The 15,145-nt window shown below is 46.3% G+C and carries 24 protein-coding genes; 3 read left to right on the top strand and 21 right to left on the bottom strand.

Annotated elements, in window-relative coordinates; translation table 11 throughout:
* Positions 1 to 32 precede the first annotated feature (32 nt).
* Positions 33 to 839, bottom strand: coding sequence for an alpha/beta hydrolase (locus tag K0036_RS03350; RefSeq protein ID WP_220430744.1), 807 nt, complete (start codon positions 837 to 839; stop codon positions 33 to 35).
* Positions 840 to 919: 80 nt separating this feature from the next.
* Here K0036_RS03350 and K0036_RS03345 point away from each other — a divergent pair, with 80 nt between their 5' ends.
* Entirely contained in the window at positions 920 to 1,165 is a 246-nt protein-coding gene (locus K0036_RS03345) for a hypothetical protein (RefSeq protein ID WP_044955598.1), read from the top strand.
* Here the strand turns inward: K0036_RS03345 and K0036_RS03340 are convergent, their stop codons facing one another.
* The 13 genes from K0036_RS03340 to K0036_RS03280 form a co-directional block, all read right to left on the bottom strand.
* Positions 1,166 to 1,984 (bottom strand): DNA-3-methyladenine glycosylase family protein, encoded by an 819-nt coding sequence (locus K0036_RS03340; protein ID WP_025645239.1) that lies wholly within the window; start codon positions 1,982 to 1,984, stop codon positions 1,166 to 1,168.
* Entirely contained in the window at positions 1,972 to 2,391 is a 420-nt protein-coding gene (locus tag K0036_RS03335) for an RrF2 family transcriptional regulator (protein ID WP_025645241.1), read from the bottom strand. The genes K0036_RS03340 and K0036_RS03335 overlap by 13 nt, the downstream gene beginning before the upstream one ends.
* A gap of 204 nt (positions 2,392 to 2,595) precedes the next feature.
* Complete coding sequence (locus K0036_RS03330) at positions 2,596 to 3,471, bottom strand: 4Fe-4S binding protein (RefSeq protein ID WP_044955601.1); 876 nt, start codon at positions 3,469 to 3,471, stop codon at positions 2,596 to 2,598.
* 1 nt (position 3,472) lies between these two features.
* Positions 3,473 to 3,619: a CD1871A family CXXC motif-containing protein gene (locus K0036_RS03325; protein WP_173693626.1), complete on the bottom strand. Its 147-nt coding sequence runs from the start codon at positions 3,617 to 3,619 to the stop codon at positions 3,473 to 3,475.
* A complete protein-coding gene (locus K0036_RS03320; protein WP_173693625.1) occupies positions 3,616 to 4,203 on the bottom strand; it encodes a TlpA family protein disulfide reductase in 588 nt (195 codons plus the stop codon). Before K0036_RS03320 ends, K0036_RS03325 begins: the two co-directional genes overlap by 4 nt.
* Before the next feature lie 141 nt (positions 4,204 to 4,344).
* The gene (locus K0036_RS03315) at positions 4,345 to 5,244 is read right to left on the bottom strand and encodes a DUF2812 domain-containing protein (RefSeq protein WP_220430743.1); all 900 of its coding nucleotides are present in this window, start codon (positions 5,242 to 5,244) and stop codon (positions 4,345 to 4,347) included.
* A gap of 1 nt (position 5,245) precedes the next feature.
* Positions 5,246 to 5,572 carry a PadR family transcriptional regulator gene (locus K0036_RS03310; RefSeq protein WP_025645247.1) on the bottom strand — a complete coding sequence of 109 codons (327 nt, stop codon included), beginning with the start codon at positions 5,570 to 5,572 and terminating at the stop codon, positions 5,246 to 5,248.
* On the bottom strand, positions 5,557 to 5,760 hold the full coding sequence (locus tag K0036_RS03305) for a hypothetical protein (protein ID WP_025645248.1): 204 nt from the start codon (positions 5,758 to 5,760) through the stop codon (positions 5,557 to 5,559). The genes K0036_RS03310 and K0036_RS03305 overlap by 16 nt, the downstream gene beginning before the upstream one ends.
* Positions 5,761 to 5,906: 146 nt before the next feature.
* Positions 5,907 to 6,233: a hypothetical protein gene (locus K0036_RS03300; RefSeq protein ID WP_220431351.1), complete on the bottom strand. Its 327-nt coding sequence runs from the start codon at positions 6,231 to 6,233 to the stop codon at positions 5,907 to 5,909.
* Entirely contained in the window at positions 6,234 to 6,713 is a 480-nt protein-coding gene (locus K0036_RS03295) for a helix-turn-helix transcriptional regulator (protein WP_025645251.1), read from the bottom strand.
* A 59-nt stretch (positions 6,714 to 6,772) separates the two neighbouring features.
* On the bottom strand, positions 6,773 to 7,246 hold the full coding sequence (locus K0036_RS03290) for a YaiI/YqxD family protein (RefSeq protein ID WP_173693622.1): 474 nt from the start codon (positions 7,244 to 7,246) through the stop codon (positions 6,773 to 6,775).
* Between the two features lie 12 nt (positions 7,247 to 7,258).
* Complete coding sequence (locus tag K0036_RS03285; protein WP_220430742.1) at positions 7,259 to 7,840, bottom strand: SOS response-associated peptidase; 582 nt, start codon at positions 7,838 to 7,840, stop codon at positions 7,259 to 7,261.
* Between the two features lie 84 nt (positions 7,841 to 7,924).
* Positions 7,925 to 8,572, bottom strand: coding sequence for an endonuclease III domain-containing protein (locus tag K0036_RS03280; protein WP_173693620.1), 648 nt, complete (start codon positions 8,570 to 8,572; stop codon positions 7,925 to 7,927).
* Positions 8,573 to 8,750: 178 nt separating this feature from the next.
* On the opposite strand from K0036_RS03280, the gene K0036_RS03275 reads away from it, so the two are divergent.
* Complete coding sequence (locus tag K0036_RS03275; protein WP_025645256.1) at positions 8,751 to 9,020, top strand: DUF3343 domain-containing protein; 270 nt, start codon at positions 8,751 to 8,753, stop codon at positions 9,018 to 9,020.
* Here K0036_RS03275 and saoD read toward each other — a convergent pair.
* The 6 genes from saoD to saoT are packed head-to-tail and all read right to left on the bottom strand — an operon-like array spanning position 9,010 to position 13,069.
* Positions 9,010 to 9,342 (bottom strand): DsrE-related protein SaoD, encoded by a 333-nt coding sequence (saoD, locus tag K0036_RS03270; protein WP_004608616.1) that lies wholly within the window; start codon positions 9,340 to 9,342, stop codon positions 9,010 to 9,012. The genes K0036_RS03275 and saoD overlap by 11 nt on opposite strands.
* A 27-nt stretch (positions 9,343 to 9,369) precedes the next feature.
* Complete coding sequence (gene saoL / locus K0036_RS03265) at positions 9,370 to 9,990, bottom strand: MerB-like organometallic lyase SaoL (RefSeq protein ID WP_252997715.1); 621 nt, start codon at positions 9,988 to 9,990, stop codon at positions 9,370 to 9,372.
* A gap of 31 nt (positions 9,991 to 10,021) precedes the next feature.
* On the bottom strand, positions 10,022 to 10,879 hold the full coding sequence (gene saoA, locus K0036_RS03260; RefSeq protein WP_220430741.1) for an ABC transporter ATP-binding protein SaoA: 858 nt from the start codon (positions 10,877 to 10,879) through the stop codon (positions 10,022 to 10,024).
* A gap of 1 nt (position 10,880) precedes the next feature.
* Positions 10,881 to 11,672, bottom strand: a complete 792-nt coding sequence (saoB, locus tag K0036_RS03255) for an ABC transporter substrate-binding (seleno)protein SaoB (RefSeq protein WP_220430740.1) — start codon at positions 11,670 to 11,672, stop codon at positions 10,881 to 10,883.
* Positions 11,673 to 11,675: 3 nt separating this feature from the next.
* Complete coding sequence (gene saoE, locus K0036_RS03250) at positions 11,676 to 12,818, bottom strand: efflux transporter SaoE (protein WP_220430739.1); 1,143 nt, start codon at positions 12,816 to 12,818, stop codon at positions 11,676 to 11,678.
* Positions 12,812 to 13,069 (bottom strand): thioredoxin-like (seleno)protein SaoT, encoded by a 258-nt coding sequence (gene saoT, locus K0036_RS03245; protein WP_259283379.1) that lies wholly within the window; start codon positions 13,067 to 13,069, stop codon positions 12,812 to 12,814. The genes saoE and saoT overlap by 7 nt, the downstream gene beginning before the upstream one ends.
* Before the next feature lie 225 nt (positions 13,070 to 13,294).
* Between saoT and saoP the strand changes: the two genes are divergently transcribed.
* Positions 13,295 to 14,092 carry an ABC transporter permease subunit SaoP gene (saoP, locus tag K0036_RS03240; RefSeq protein WP_412193025.1) on the top strand — a complete coding sequence of 266 codons (798 nt, stop codon included), beginning with the start codon at positions 13,295 to 13,297 and terminating at the stop codon, positions 14,090 to 14,092.
* Positions 14,093 to 14,201: 109 nt separating this feature from the next.
* Here the strand turns inward: saoP and K0036_RS03230 are convergent, their stop codons facing one another.
* Complete coding sequence (locus K0036_RS03230; RefSeq protein WP_025645266.1) at positions 14,202 to 15,104, bottom strand: selenium metabolism-associated LysR family transcriptional regulator; 903 nt, start codon at positions 15,102 to 15,104, stop codon at positions 14,202 to 14,204.
* Positions 15,105 to 15,145 lie beyond the last annotated feature (41 nt).

The raw sequence follows: 15,145 nt of genomic DNA, 5'->3' as shown, positions 1-15,145 counted from the left end.
TCTCGCTTATACAATCGTTATGCTTTCTATACTCATATACGGTTTCTAATCCAGCTGATAGCATCCCTGATAACTTCGTCCCTGCAATACTCATTAAGGATCTCATGGAACAGGCCGCCATATATCTTCATCTGGCGGTCTTTGGAGGCTGCCATCTGAAAGAAATCGTAAGTGTCCTGAACCGCCACCAGGCCATCTGCCTCCCCGTGCATCATCAGTACAGGATAGGCAAATTCCTTGCCTGCCTCCTGGAACCACTCCAGTCCATCGCAGATCGCATAACACAGTCCGGTAGTAAAGGTCTTCTTATTGTATGGATCTTTGCCATACCAGTCCACGATTTCCGCAACTGAGCACACGCCTCCGCCCAGTTCATTCGGCAGTTTCTGATGTGGGTCAAGTCCCTTGGGCACCCCTGTGATCAGTCCTCCGTTATCGAATGTCAGCGCTCCGCTGGTTACAATGCCTTTTAACGCTTTATCCGGATATTTTGCGCCATACAAAGATACGGCAAATCCTCCCATGCTGTGACCCAGAAGGAATACTGGAATTCCTGGATTCTCTTCAATTGCCATATCCACGATTACGTTTACATCATCCAGCATCTCATTGTAATCGCCATAATAGGACTCCTCTCCTTCTGACCTTCCATGTCCTCTGTGGTCAAAGCGGTATGTCCCGATTCCTGCCCCATGAAACATATCCGCCAGATAATCATATCTTCCTTGATGCTCGCAAAGCCCATGCACGATCACGCATACAGCACTGGCATCTGCCGCTACCTCTTTCTTCAGGAACAGTTTTGTTCCATCAAAAGAAGGAATCATCATTCCGTCCATAAATAGTACCTCCTTTGACTATTTTTACTAACTCAAGTATAATGCCTCATAGAGAAATAGTCAAAGGAGTTGATAGAACAATGAATATGGATTTTAACCAGATCGCGATGCTTCAGAAACTTAAGGGATGCCTGGATCGTTTTCGCGCAGGCCATCCGAAGTTTCCCCTGTTTTTAAAGGCCGTTTCCCAGGAGGCGCTTGTGGAAGGATCCATCATCGAGATAACCGTCACCGCGCCGGATGGAAAGAATTACTGCTCTAATATCAAATTGAACAGCGACGACCTGGAACTTGTAGACTGCTTAAAAACATTGGGCAATCGCTGATCAGCGATTGCCCATTAACTCATGATAAAATATGTATTGCTGCATGATACCTTGAAATCCTTTATAACGGCGTTTTGGAAATCCTTTTGGATAATGTGCCTCCAGCGCCTGGCGGATATGAGTATCCACAGGAAATGCTTCCAGATTATGCAGAGCGAAGAGGCAGATACAGTCTGCCACCTTTTCTCCAATGCCATATAATTTTAGGAGTTCGCCTCTGGCCTTCCTGTAAGGCAGGCTCTTTATATCTTCTAAGGAGACCTGCCCTTCTGCAATACTTTTCGCCGTTCGCACCACATATTTGCTACGATAGCCCAGGTTGCATTCCTTAAGCGCCTCTTCGTCGAGAAAGGCTAGCGCTTCCGGCGCCGGGAATGTATAATACCGGCTGCCATCGAAGTTCTGCTGTTCTTCCCCATATTTTATGCATAGGTTCTCTATGCATCTGCGAATGCGGACAATATGATTCTGCTGAGAGATCAGAAATGATACGATCATCTCCCACAGATCCTGGCGCAGAATACGGATTCCGCTTCCTTCTGCTGCCGCCTGGCTCAAGTATTTGTCCCTTGGACTGATCTGCCCTATAAAGGCACTATAATCCGTATCCAGGTCAAAATACTGCTTCCAAAAAGTATCAAATTCTTCCTCGCCGCAGTAAAACAAGCACTCTTTATCGTTCTGTACAAGTCTCAGATATCTGTCTTTTGCGATTATGGCGTAACTGTCATCTTCCAGCCGCGACATGCGGAAGCATTGGCCCGAGTCGCAGATCTGCGAAATATCAAAATAATCCAGCTGCCTTCTTACTTCTTGCATCCGGCTACTTTCTTTTCCACATCCTGGATCGTAATCCCTTCCAGGCGCTTCTTGCATATTTCGTCCAGTTCCGCATAAATCCCATCCATGACCCCCGCCATTCCGGATGCGATCATGCAGTCCATGTCCATACTTCCCGAACGCCACGCGGCCTTTACAATATCCACCTGCAGCGCTTCACAGATATCCCCAAGAGTAATCTCGGAGGCATCCAGGGACATATGATAGCCTCCCTTTATGCCTTCTTTTGTACCTATCAAATCCTTTTTCTTAAGTTTCGCCATGACCTTTCTTACCCGTGCCGAATTGGTACAGATGTTTTCCGCCAACTCTTCGCTGGAGAGCACGGCATTCTTATGATGCAGATACACCAGCGCATGCACTGCAATTGCAAATTCACTCGTCATCTCTCTCATTCCTTTTCTATTCGTCCATAACCTTTTTATTCCTTCGTATCCTTACTGTCTTCAAAACAATAGGACACGAGCAGGCCCAATATTGTTCCTACAGCCACCGTCCATACCGGACTGGATGTGATCGCTCATCCCCCGCTGCTGCAGCTGATAAATGAATAGTACGCAAATCCTAATGCTGCGCCTGCCAGGGCAAAACTAACCCGCTTCACGATTTTTTTCATGGCAACCTCCTTTTCTTCTGCTGATTGCCTGCGTAGGACACGCCTTCACGCAGTCTCCGCAGCGAATACATTCCAGGCTGTTCGGCTTCTCCCATACCTTGATATCCATCTTGCAGGCCTTCTTGCATTTTCCACATTTGGTACATGCGCTCTCATCGATCTGATATCTGTACAGCGCCACCGGATTAAAGAAACTGTAGATAGCGCCCAAAGGACACAGATACTTGCAGAAGGGCCGGTAAACCCATAGAGCCAGTATGATCAGTACGATCAGGATTGCTACCTTCCAAAAAAACAGATTTCCTACCGCAAGTTTCAGATTCTCATTGAGAAGAACCAGGGGAATTCCTGCTGCAAGCGTACCGCTGGGACAAATATACTTGCAGAACCAGGGGTCTCCCTGGCCAGTGAAATCTACCACCAGAAGCGGCAGCAGGATTACGAATAATACAAGTATAACATATTTTGCCCAAATCAGCACCTTATGGCCCGGAAGATTCTTCCTCTTTTTAAATAATGGTATCTTATACAGCAAATCCTGCACCAGCCCAAAGGGACACAGCCATCCGCAGACAAACCTTCCAAATATGGAGCCAAAAAACAGAAGAAATCCTACTACATAAAAGGAAAATTTATAATCCCGGCTTCCCAGCACTGCCTGAAGAGAGCCTATGGGGCATGATCCAAGCGCTCCCGGGCAGGAATAGCAGTTCAGGCCAGGCACGCAGGCCGCCTTAGTTGGGCCAGTATATATCCGGCCTGTAAGAAAACCAAGCAGATATCCATTTGTTACGGCTGTAAAGACGATCTGTACCCACAGCCTCATACGGTTCTTTATTGCTTTTATCATCTTAGCCAATTCCTACACACTCCAGACAAATATTTACGGCTTTCGTAAACACAGTACCCGCTTCGCCGCGAGCAGCGCCTACGAAGAGGAATGCTGCCGCAGCGGCAAATAGCGCAATGCGGATTCCGATTATCTTGCGCCTGCTCATGACTGTACCTCGGCAAGCATCTCATCAATAATCTTGGCCCAGCTATCCATATCCCTTGCGCCCGGATAAGCCTTGCCTACCTGGTTTCCGTCTTTATCTACGAAATATGTGGTAGGAACAGCATATACTTCTTTTAAGATTCCATTCTGAAGATCATTAGAGGCTACTATATGCGTATAATCCGCCTTTGCAGTAGAAATAATATCTTCTGCCGTCTCATCTCCCGGATCGGATACATCGCTTATAAGCCCCACGATCTGAACGCCCTTGTCCGCATACTGGCGGCTCAACTCTCCCAGTTCCGGCATCTCTTTGATGCACGGTCCGCAGAAGGTTCCCCAGATGTTCACCATGGTAAGATCTGCCTTGGAGAATATGTCCTGAGATACGTCTTCTCCGTCAAGAGTCTTGGATTCGAACGTGCCAAAAACTGTTTTTGATGCCTGGCTGCCGCCATCTTCTTCTGTTGTCTCTTCCGCCTTGTTTTCCGTGCTGCTTCCCGCTGGCTTTGACCCGCATGCCGTAAGCACAAGGACAAGGCTAAGTATTAAAACACTAATAGACTTCGCTTTCTTAGTTCTCATAGTTGCCTCCTCTTATCTGTAATTACTTTTGTTCCAGTTGTTGTATATGTAATTATACTTGTTACAGTTGTTTTTGTCAATATAAAAAAGGCGCGCGGCACCATTTTTTAATGCCGTACGCCATACTCCTCTATCATCATTTTAGTCAAGTTCGTAGGAAATCTTCATTTTACTGGCTTTTTCGCCCGTTTCACTGGCAATGGCGATCCTATAATCTCCTTTTTTCAGCCAGATACGCCTGTTTTCTACTCTTGTTTTCTTATCGCTGTTAGTATATACGGCTTTACCGCTTGCATCGTCAATACGAAACGTCACTGGACTGTCATTATCCATCTCAAGATCCAGATAAAAATTATCTGGATAATGCACGGTAAAATCCTTATAATAAGTCCCCCCATTGGTATCTCCTTCCAATGTATTGCTGCAATCAGGCTTTAAGGCTCCCAATACAATCCCCGCAAGCCAGCATACGACTGCTATAGCCATCATCGTAGATAGAGAAAATATCTTCTTCACATGCCGCTCCTTTTTCCGGATGCGGTAGATTCCCAATCCGAGAAACACAATAAAGTCGATTTCAAAAAGTATCATTGGAACTCTGGTCCATTCCGGATACTGTATCATTCTTATTATCATGAAAACCAGAAAAGCAGAAATCACGGCCATAAAACTATAGGCGAGCCGTACCCACCTGCGCTCCATATCCGGAATTGCCGAAGAGTCCGTGTAAATCTCATACTCTTCTTCCGGTAATTCCGGATCATAAGGCTTCCGGAAAAAATGCCAGCCATTAAAAGTAGAATTAATATACTCCCATCCCTGATCCTCAAACATCTCCAAGTAAAGCACCTTATTCTCTATATCGGTATTATAATCCAGCTGATAGCGGTAGCATGCTTGATCATTCTGCTCATATATGCTTTTGAAGCATCCTCCCTTTACCAGCTGCCAGCCTTCCTGCGACTTCTTGTTCAAGTCTTCAATCTCTTTCTTGTAATCCCATGCAGCATATGCAGCATGGCTTATTTTCCGCTTGCCCATATCACTTTTCCTCCAAAACTTCTTCTGCGCCTGCCAGCAGCCGTCTTAATCTCCTAATCTCCATATCCAGGATCTCTCTTCCTTCTTCCGTCAGTTCATACATCCTGCGCCGGTCAGAATCCTCTGTGCTGCCCTTGCTTTCTACGATCCAGCCCTTCTTTGTCATATTTCCGGTTGCCCCATACATCGTGCCTGATCCGATCTTTACTTCCCCTGCAGACAATTCTTTTGTCCGCTGCATGATTCCATATCCATGATTCGGTCCATTTGCCAGGCAAAGCAGAATGTAGAAATAACTTTCCGTTAAAGGCTCTACTTTCTTACCCATCTGTCCAGACTCCTTTTCTTAAAGTTCTTTAACTTCATATATTTTTCTTGGGGCAGTATCCCGATGAATTCCAGGCAGATAGAAAGCCCCAGCAGCGCTCCTGAGGCGAATTCCGGGATCGGCCCTACGGATTTTGCGCAAAGTGTCAGGGAAAACAACAGGATACCTATATATAATTCTTTTCTCATATCTAATTCCTCCTCATATATCGCCAGACGCTATGTCGTCTGACGACTTATTTTTCTATATCGTACCACGACATATGTCGTCTGTCAACATAGTTTTATTAAAAAAAGAAAACAGCTGCACAATGCAACTGTTTTAAACTGCTTTTTTACTGAATAATCTCTTTTACATCCTTGATCAAGGATATCCGGAACATCCTCTGCAGCACCTTCTTCCCCTTCTTAGAAGTGATCAGCACCCAGTCATCATCAGAATCTGCCACAATGCCTCTTACACTGTATGCAATATCCAGATATAGCAAGGCTCCATCTACGACAAACTCGCACTGCCTGCCATGAAGCCCCCTTAAAAGTTCCGCAAAAGTTTCCCGGGACTTGCCCCCGTCCTCCTTAGCCTTATCTTTTTTTAGCGTGTGTATTTCATAGAAGCACAATATGCTAAATATGAGCGCCACGCAAGCGATAAATCCTGCCATCTACTCGTCCTCCATGATCTGAAATCCCTTGACTGCCGACATTTCAATCAGTTTGACCACCGTTTCCCTCTGCCTTAAGGTATTTTCTTTTCTCCGCTCATACTCAACGCGGATCCATTCCTCGTTCACATCGAGGACTCTTGGCTTGGTATATCCTTCCAGATCCAGCACCAGAGACATATCATCGCAGTCTATAACGCACCGCTTGCCTATCAGCATCTGGAGCAGATGATGGTCTTTTCTCCTATTAGTACTCTCATCTTTCTCTTCTTTCAATACGATCTCCACGTCATTTCCCACCAGATCATCCATACTGACATGGTAGAGTCTTGCCAGTTCTGCCGCCTTATCAAGAGCCGGCGTTGCCTGGCCGCATTCCCAGTTGGATATGGTCTGTCTGGTCACGGACAGCAAGTCCGCTACTTCCTGCTGGCTGTAGCCTTGTTTCTTTCTTAGTTTTATTAATTTTTCTTCAAGCATATGTATACCCCATTACTTTCAAACTTTGCTCATATTGTAATATATGCCTGTGTTTTTGGCTAGCAATTATCTTTGGAATCTTTGCAAAAGATCTTTTGCAAAATAAGTTTTTCTAAGGAAATCTTGAATCTTTCATCATCTTCTTTGGTTCTTTTCGCCGGCCCCTTCAGATGATGCCTGCTCTTTTCCCTACGTGCTTTCTTAGCCATATGACGCTCCATCAGAAGCAGATCGATATTCTCGTCTGTGTACCATTTTCCACTCTGATGGATTCCATATGCGCCCTTTCCCAGCGCCATGGCCGCCACTCCATAATCCTGGGTCACCACGACGTCGCCCTCCTTTAACTGGCTGATCAGGGCGAAGTCCACTGCATCCGCCCCTGCTCCTACGACTTCTACCTGGCTGTAGGAGGACTTCAGCACATGATTCGTATCACAGAATAATTTACAGGGAAGATCGTATTTTTCTGCCATTTCCTCAACTCCCGCCACCACCGGGCAGGCATCCGCATCTACCAGTATCCTCGCCATAACTGATCCCTCCTATATAAATGGCAGCGCCTGCTGCTCATATTCCTGCTCCTTCTTAAGCGCTGCCGGGATCCTGCCAAGCAGGAATTCCAGGCAGTCATCGTCATGCAGCCAGTTTTCTAGTTCCTCCTGCTCCAGTATCAGCGGCATCCTGTCGTGAACGCCGGACACGGAATCATTGGCTTTCGTAGTCACGATAATAAAATGCTCCTTGTCCTCAAAAAGCTGATAGAAGCCTGCCATATACAGTACCGGCGAATCCTCTCTGCAAAAGGTCACCTTATTCTTGGACTGATCCCATTCATAAAAATGGCTGGCTGGAACCACGCAGCGCCGATTGCGGATGCTGTCCCGAAACAGGGGACGTTCCATTGCCGTCTCCGCCCTGGCATTAATCAAAAGTCCCTTGCCACGGCTCTGCGGAAATCCCCAGCACATCATTCTCGTCTGCGCTCCATCTTCGCCTCTTACTAATACGGCGGCCTCCTGGGAAGGATATACATCCCCAGTCTTGATCTGGCTGATTCCCCTTCCGGATGTAATGTCTTCTAGTTTTTCAGAAACATAGTCTCCTATATAATATCTGCCGCACATGTCTTTGTCCCTCCATTCTCAGGTTCTTGCTAAAAAGAGTAACATCATGAATACGATGCTACTCCTGTCTTATGATTATATCCATTATATTGAACTTTCAACCCCGGCTTTCGCACAGATATCCTCCAGGCAGCATCTATCACAGAATGGCTTTGTCCTGGCCGTGCAGATATCTCTTCCGTGATATACCAGCCTGTGGCAGAAATCGCTCCCTTCCTCCGGTGGAATGATCTTCCACAGTGCCATTTCCACTTTCTTTGGATCCTTGATTCCATCCACAAGGCCGATACGGTTGGTCAGGCGGATGCAGTGGGTATCCGTCACGATGGCAGGCTCGCCAAAGACATCCCCCATGATCAAGTTAGCGCTTTTTCTTCCGACTCCCGGAAGTTTTAGCAGCGCGTTAAAATCTCTCGGAATCTTGCCGTCATACTCTTCTTTTAATATCTTCATACAGGCGCTGATATCCCTGGCCTTGCTCTTTCCAAGCCCGCAGGGCCTTACTATCCTTTCAATGTCTTCTACATCTGCCGCGGCCAGCGCCTCCACATCCGGGTATCTGGCATACAGATCTTCCACCACGACATTTACCCTGGCATCCGTACACTGGGCCGCCAGACGGACGCTGACCAGAAGTTTCCATGCCTGGTCATAGTCCAGGGTACATCCGGCATCCGGATATTCCTTTTTCAGACGCTCTATCACTTCTATTGCTAATTGTTCTTTCGTCATACCTTACTCCTTATCTTTCTGGTAAATATGAATCATAACACCGTCTTTTTCGATAATAGCATGCCTGATCCGCCTTGTCCAGACATAGCCTTCCATCTGCTTCTGCTATTACGCTTCCCTGGCAATTATGATATAATAAATCTTAAGTTCAAGCATAGCAGAAAGAGAGATTTATGATATGGAAAGACCAGATTATTATTATATCATGGCATTCGATACCACGACCGATGCCATACAGGCGGAAAAGCATGCAAAGGAACGGATAAAAGCGGCCATCATGCCTATTCCGGGCGCCATCAGCAGCGGCTGCGGGCTGGCGCTAAGATTTATGGACGAAGATGAAGAAAGCATCCTTGCCTTCTGCAAGGATGCCCCCGTCAATGGCCATCTATATAAACTGTTTACCCAAAAGGTAGATGGACATCACCCTGTCTTCCTTATAATGTGATCACCTGATCAACGCCGGCTGGCGCAAGCGCTGCGTATACATTAGGGAAACAGCCGATTCCTGCCGGCGCGACAAGCTTATCCGCAATATCCCTCTGATAGCAGCAGCGGTCGCAGGCCATAAGCAGCATGCCTGTCTTCTCGCTTATTGCCTGCAGCCTGGCGGCAATATCACAGCCCTCTACCAGCATATAGGCATTGTCAAAGAAAAACATCATGCCTGCCACCTCTGCGCCATGGCGGTCTTCCTCTAACTGCGGGATAATCATCGTTTCAAGAATTTCCCTTGCATGTTCTGATTCCAATAAGTAAGCTACTTTCATTCTTTTTGTACCTCCTGTTTTTTCTATTTATACTTCAAATGTCGCTTTCGCCTCTTCCACTGCTCTATCCATGTCTGCCTTAATCACGGAAGCAGCATCCAGCTCCATATCCGTAACGTATTGGTCGAATTCTGCACTGCTGCAGAAAAAATTCATGACATTTCAGCAGGATCCTGCCCAGTTGGAAAGTTCCCCCAGCGGGAACGTCAACGCATGCAGATTCTTTGGCGAATACTCCGCGACTTTTCCGTCCACGATCCTTATATGTACCGGCTCATTGCAGGAAGCGCACGCAGAATGTATCTCCGTGTCCTGATGGAACGTAAATGCAGCGCCTATGGCATCTATCGCGCACATAGCCGTAAACTCCCTTCCATCCTGAAGGGTCACATGGTGGCTGGTCTGCAGTGCGGATACCGGATAAATAAAGTTTACATTCCTCTCTTCATCGATTACCATTCCATCCTTTTTTAGCAGGCATTCTATAATCTCCTCATATTCTTTTTGATCCATCCCAAGCGCTTTTAACGTCTGCGTCATATCCTGATCCAGATGGTATGGCCTTTGATGATCCACAATAAACTGAATGATATATAATCTCAGTTCATTCTGCCTTTCGGTAAATTTTTTATGTATATTCTGATCCATTTTCCTAAGTCTCCATTATCCTTTCTCTCAATTATGCGGATGTGCCCATCGCCTCCCTAAGCGGTTCCTTTCCACTCTCCACGCCTTGGATAAATTCCATAATATCCTTGTCCTCCTGGGTAAATACGCCTCCATCCAATGCAGACTTCAGTATCTCGGTCAGATGGTCTACATATGCATGGTATTCTGGCGTCGTGCGGTCTCTTGGCCTTGGAAGGTCAATCTTTACGTCTTCCAGTATCTTTCCGTGATTCCTGGACATGACGATCACCCGGTCGCTTAGATATATGGATTCATCTACATCATGGGTAACCATAAGAGATGTCGTCTTCTTTTGTCCCAGGATGTTTTCTAACTCTACCTGAAGAAGCTGGCGCATCTGGAAATCCACAGCCCCTAAAGGCTCGTCCATCAGAAGCACCTTGGGGTCGCAGGCCAGCGCCCGCAGCAGAGCCACTCTTTGCTTCATGCCTCCTGATATCTCGTGGATATAATAATGCTCATACTCCGTCAGCTGCGCCATTTCCAGCAGTTCTTTGAGCCGCTCTTTTCTCTGGCTCTTCGCTATCTTCATCTTCCGCATAGGATATTCAATATTCTCTCCCACCTTAAGCCATGGAAACAAGGCATAATTCTGGAACATAAACGCCCTGTCCGGCCCCGGTTTTTCCACTTTGGCGCCATTGACCTTTATGACTCCGTCCGTCGCCTTCTGGAACCCCGCAATGATGGTAAGCGTAGTCGTCTTCCCGCATCCCGAAGGTCCGAGCAAGGATACGAACTGCCCTTCTTCCACTTCAAAGTTCACATCTTTTAATACTTCATTTTCTGGCTCGCCTTTTCTTCTTCCTTTAAAACTTTTTGAAATTCCCTGCACTGAAATTGACATTCTAATCTACTCCTGTCTCTTCTAATGTTAAAAACTTTATATTCTTATTTTCCAGCCATTCTTCTTTTACGCCCATCACCCGGGCCAGATAGCCGCTATTGCTCAAACGCGATACCGCCCGGTTATAACTGTGGATAAAATCCTGGAATGCCTCTGTCTTTTCGAATTCCTTATCTACCACCAGTACATAGGATATATAATCCGTATCTGACAGCGGCATATTCTGATAATCCGTCACTTTAGCCGCCTTCGTAATGTCCAGGATCGCTGCGTCTACCTGCTCATCCTCCAATGCGTACAGGATTCCTTTCTGGGTAATCTCATTGAATCCCTGGATCTGTGGATACGTTTCCTGAGCCAGCACCTTGGATTTTTCTCTGCCCTGCGTCACCGCAAGGTTCTCTACATTCTCCCAGTGTTCCTTATATACGATAGTCTCGCCGTTCATAATCACTGGACCATATATCTCTACATCCTGATTCTGCATCACCGTATGCCTGGCAATATGGGTACAGTAAAATCCCACATTAATCTCCTTGGCATTCATTGCCCACTGCGCCGTATTGCTACAGCAATCCTGAAAAGAAGAACTCTGAAGCGTTCTGGAAACTTTATAGTCCTTTAATGCCTCAACCGTTTCATCCATTAAAACTCCTGATATATCATCGCCGGCGCCTATCTTTATCTCAGCCTCCTTGTTCCACCGCTTTTCTTTTGGAAGGAACAATACTGCTCCAAGCCCGGCTGCCAAAAAGACGATCAGCATTATAACGATTGCTCTCTGAATCTTCATGACTTATGCCACACACTGCTTTCCGGCCTTGCCTTTGATAATTTTGAAAAGAGAATACAGCGCATAGCATACAAGTATTCCGCTGCATAAATTCTGTATCCAGCCTGGCATGACTACGATCATTTTATTCGCATAGGATATAGTATGCTGTGTCTGATCATAATTCAGCACCGGCGTAAATCCTGGCATCAGAAGCCTGTTTGTAATATAGCCGACAATGTTAGAAATAACCACCACCATTCCAAAATACATAAACATAGCTCTCTTCCCGATCGTCTTGCTTATGGTAAGAAGTTCCGGAATGTTCGTCCCGGCTCCAGCCATCAGAAATGTGATGGCCACTCCTGGCGCCGCGCCGCTTGCCACCAATGCGGCAATAAACGGAATATGCCCGACCGCGCACACATACATCAGCGCCGCGACCACCGTAATCCCAAATAAAGATACGAACCCTGGATTCCCCAGATAATCTTGAATAAAAGACTGCGGCACGATATTAAACAGCACGCCTGCGATCAGCATACCCGTTACGGTATACTTGCTGATCGTCACGCTGAGTTCCGTCAAAGACCAGCGAAGCCCTGATTTTATCTTCTCCCAGAACCCCGGCTCCTCGAATTCCAGCTGTATCATGGGCTCGCCTCCATCCTCCTCATCGGTATCGATCTGAATCGCCGCCTCATCTTTCTGCCTTTTCATTCCTATATGTAGTTCATCTTTGGCAAATCTATTTGCTACAATTCCGATAATCATCGGCGCTACAAATCCGGTAATCAGATATATGATAGCCACTTCCTTGCCCAAAAGGCCAAACGCAAGCAGAAGGGCAATCGGATTGATCATCGGCGTGCTCGTCATAAATGCAAGCGTAGGTCCCAGATACGCGCCGCTATAATACATGCTGATTCCAAGCGGAATCGTACCACAGCTGCAGATCGGTATAAACATTCCTGATATCGTGGTCCAAAAGACGCCGCTCACCCTCGATGATCCAATTGCCGTTTTCTGTACCTTCTCAGGCTTCAAAAATTCATGCAGCACTCCTGCAACGATAAAACTAAATATCATCCACCCCGATGAACTATTCAGCATATTCCATGAAGAATTCAGAATCCTGAGTATAAAATTTCCAAAATCCACTAGCATGACTTCAGCGCCTCCTTAAAAGCTTCGCGCACTGCCGGCTTTGTAAGTTTCGTGACGGCTTTCTTTTCATTGATCACCAGCATGCTCTTCGTAACCGCCCCATATTTTGGAATATAGTCAAAGTCTTTTCCTGCACGGTATATCTTTACATGCACCTTGCCTTCATATTCCTTCTCCAGAACTTGAACCAAGTCCCCAAACACCTCGCATCATGCACATGCGCTGATATATTCAATACATGGTTTCTCCATTTTCCCACCCTTTTCTAAATTAAATATTTGTACAAGCAACCTCATTATATCTGTTGATCTGCTTTTTTTGTTTCTTTATTAAAAATCCTAATATTAACAAATATTAATATTTTATTCCTTAATAATCCTACTTTCCGCTTATTGATTTTGTTATGATTTTCTTACTGATTTTGGAAGAAAGGAGGAAATATATTGGAAGAAAATCATGACCAGCAGGTAGATCGGATGCGAGCCGCCACGAATGCCGGCGACCGGGGCAGATGGCGCAAATTCGGGGGCAAGAACCGAAATGTCGCGGCGCTTATCGGTCTGGCAGTCATCTGTATCATCTGGTTTGCCGCTGCACACATTGTAGATAAGCCTTTCTTGTTTCCGTATCTGGAAGATGTGTTCAAGGAGGTGGGATTCTCTCTTACGGATCTGTACGTGCTACGCAATCTTGGAATAACCATGAGAAGAGTACTAACGGGATCGCTCTATGCGTTCATCATTGGATTCCCTCTGGGGATGCTGATGGGATACTCCCCCCAGATTCTAAAGGCCTTGTCTCCTTTTATGAATTCGTTAAGGCAGGTTCCGATTATGGCATGGGTTCCTCTTGCAATCGTATGGTTCGGCATCGGAGATGGACCAACCATTTTCCTGATTGCATTCAGCGGCATCTTCACTATCATTCTGAACACCATATCCGGAGTGCAGGACATCAGCAAAGATTATTATCATGCTGCAAGGTCCATGGGAGCGAATACTTTCGGCGTCATCAAAGATGTCGTCCTTCCCGGCTCCCTTCCCGGAGTACTGACCGGACTCAGGCTTGCCGTAGGACTGGGCTGGATGTCCGTCATATGAGCGGAGTTCATCGCGACCAGTGCCGGATTCGGCTACTGCATGGTGGAAGCCCAGGCAAAGATGCAGACAGAAAAAGTAATTGCCTATATGGTAATTGCCGGACTGATCGGCTTCTTAATTGACACATTGATGGTCCTGGCAGAAAAGGTCCTGCTGAAATGGAGGGCTCAATAGATAGCATAAAGAGGCATGGCCACCAGATTGCCTGCTATCGCAGAAAATACAGGAAACAAAAAAGACAGATCTGCACTCTAAGAGATCTGTCTTTTTACGTCCAAACAATCTATATATTCTGGCAGAACTGTCTCAAGATCTTGATAACGCTCGTCACTGGAAGCGTCATCATCCTATCCTTGTGGTACAGCAGATATAACTGCCTGTTTGTATCTATCTCCGGAAACTCGAATTTCAATATCTTCCCTTGAGCGACCGAATCTTTAACTGCAAGGCTGCTGATGAATGCAACTCCAATTCCCTGCTCCACTCCTCTTTTTACCATCTCGCTGGTTTCAGCCTGCAACGCCACTTTTAAAGGCCTGGTATCCAGATTCAGCGCCCGCTCGATACTCTCTGAGGCAAGCCTGGTTCCGCTTCCTGACTCCCTCAGCACATACGTCTCCTGCCTCAGCCTGTCGATAGGAAACTTCCCCTTCATATTCTGGTATTCCTCCGTATTTGGCGTCGCAAGTACAATCCTGTCTTTTGCCAATGGCTGGCACATGCATTTGTCATTATTGCTTCTGATGCTCCCAATTCCTATATCTGTCTCAAAATGCAAGATTGACTGCAGTACCTCGGCGCTGTCCCCTTCGGATATCCTGTAATTGATATCCGGGTATGCCTTCCTTGAATACGCAAAAAACTGCGGAAGGATATAATTGCCGGGAACCGAAGACGTAGCGATTGACACGGTTCCTTTTATTTCCATTTCATTCTTGTGTATCTGTGCAAGCGCCTCGCTCTCCGTTTCAAGAAGCCGCATTGCGAAGGGATAGAAGATAACGCCTGCATCGGACAGAATCACATCCTTGGTTGAACGCACCAGCAGCTGGACTCCCAGTTCCGATTCCAGCTGCTTGATATGCGTGCTGATCGTAGGCTGCGATAAGAAAATCTGTTTTGCAGCCACAGAAAAACTCTTGCAATTCACGACACTGATAAAACTTCTTATGTACTCCAGGCGCATATGCTTCCTCTTTTCTCCAAAAATGTAAGTCCTTTCCTTTA

Origin of the sequence: [Clostridium] scindens (assembly GCF_019597925.1) — a bacterium.
Classification (GTDB): Bacteria; Bacillota; Clostridia; order Lachnospirales; family Lachnospiraceae; genus Clostridium_AP.
Note: the sequence above shows the minus strand (reverse complement) of the source record. Positions and strands in the feature narration are given on the sequence as shown.

Coding starts and splice junctions, on each gene's coding strand:
- K0036_RS03350 (WP_220430744.1), bottom strand. CDS start 839: ATGGACGGAATGATGATTCCTTCTTTTGATGGAACAAAACTGTTCCTG.
- K0036_RS03345 (WP_044955598.1), top strand. CDS start 920: ATGAATATGGATTTTAACCAGATCGCGATGCTTCAGAAACTTAAGGGA.
- K0036_RS03340 (WP_025645239.1), bottom strand. CDS start 1,984: ATGCAAGAAGTAAGAAGGCAGCTGGATTATTTTGATATTTCGCAGATC.
- K0036_RS03335 (WP_025645241.1), bottom strand. CDS start 2,391: ATGACGAGTGAATTTGCAATTGCAGTGCATGCGCTGGTGTATCTGCAT.
- K0036_RS03330 (WP_044955601.1), bottom strand. CDS start 3,471: ATGATAAAAGCAATAAAGAACCGTATGAGGCTGTGGGTACAGATCGTC.
- K0036_RS03325 (WP_173693626.1), bottom strand. CDS start 3,619: ATGAGCAGGCGCAAGATAATCGGAATCCGCATTGCGCTATTTGCCGCT.
- K0036_RS03320 (WP_173693625.1), bottom strand. CDS start 4,203: ATGAGAACTAAGAAAGCGAAGTCTATTAGTGTTTTAATACTTAGCCTT.
- K0036_RS03315 (WP_220430743.1), bottom strand. CDS start 5,244: ATGGGCAAGCGGAAAATAAGCCATGCTGCATATGCTGCATGGGATTAC.
- K0036_RS03310 (WP_025645247.1), bottom strand. CDS start 5,572: ATGGGTAAGAAAGTAGAGCCTTTAACGGAAAGTTATTTCTACATTCTG.
- K0036_RS03305 (WP_025645248.1), bottom strand. CDS start 5,760: ATGAGAAAAGAATTATATATAGGTATCCTGTTGTTTTCCCTGACACTT.
- K0036_RS03300 (WP_220431351.1), bottom strand. CDS start 6,233: ATGGCAGGATTTATCGCTTGCGTGGCGCTCATATTTAGCATATTGTGC.
- K0036_RS03295 (WP_025645251.1), bottom strand. CDS start 6,713: ATGCTTGAAGAAAAATTAATAAAACTAAGAAAGAAACAAGGCTACAGC.
- K0036_RS03290 (WP_173693622.1), bottom strand. CDS start 7,246: ATGGCGAGGATACTGGTAGATGCGGATGCCTGCCCGGTGGTGGCGGGA.
- K0036_RS03285 (WP_220430742.1), bottom strand. CDS start 7,840: ATGTGCGGCAGATATTATATAGGAGACTATGTTTCTGAAAAACTAGAA.
- K0036_RS03280 (WP_173693620.1), bottom strand. CDS start 8,572: ATGACGAAAGAACAATTAGCAATAGAAGTGATAGAGCGTCTGAAAAAG.
- K0036_RS03275 (WP_025645256.1), top strand. CDS start 8,751: ATGGAAAGACCAGATTATTATTATATCATGGCATTCGATACCACGACC.
- saoD (WP_004608616.1), bottom strand. CDS start 9,342: ATGAAAGTAGCTTACTTATTGGAATCAGAACATGCAAGGGAAATTCTT.
- saoA (WP_220430741.1), bottom strand. CDS start 10,879: ATGTCAATTTCAGTGCAGGGAATTTCAAAAAGTTTTAAAGGAAGAAGA.
- saoB (WP_220430740.1), bottom strand. CDS start 11,672: ATGAAGATTCAGAGAGCAATCGTTATAATGCTGATCGTCTTTTTGGCA.
- saoE (WP_220430739.1), bottom strand. CDS start 12,818: ATGCTAGTGGATTTTGGAAATTTTATACTCAGGATTCTGAATTCTTCA.
- K0036_RS03230 (WP_025645266.1), bottom strand. CDS start 15,104: ATGCGCCTGGAGTACATAAGAAGTTTTATCAGTGTCGTGAATTGCAAG.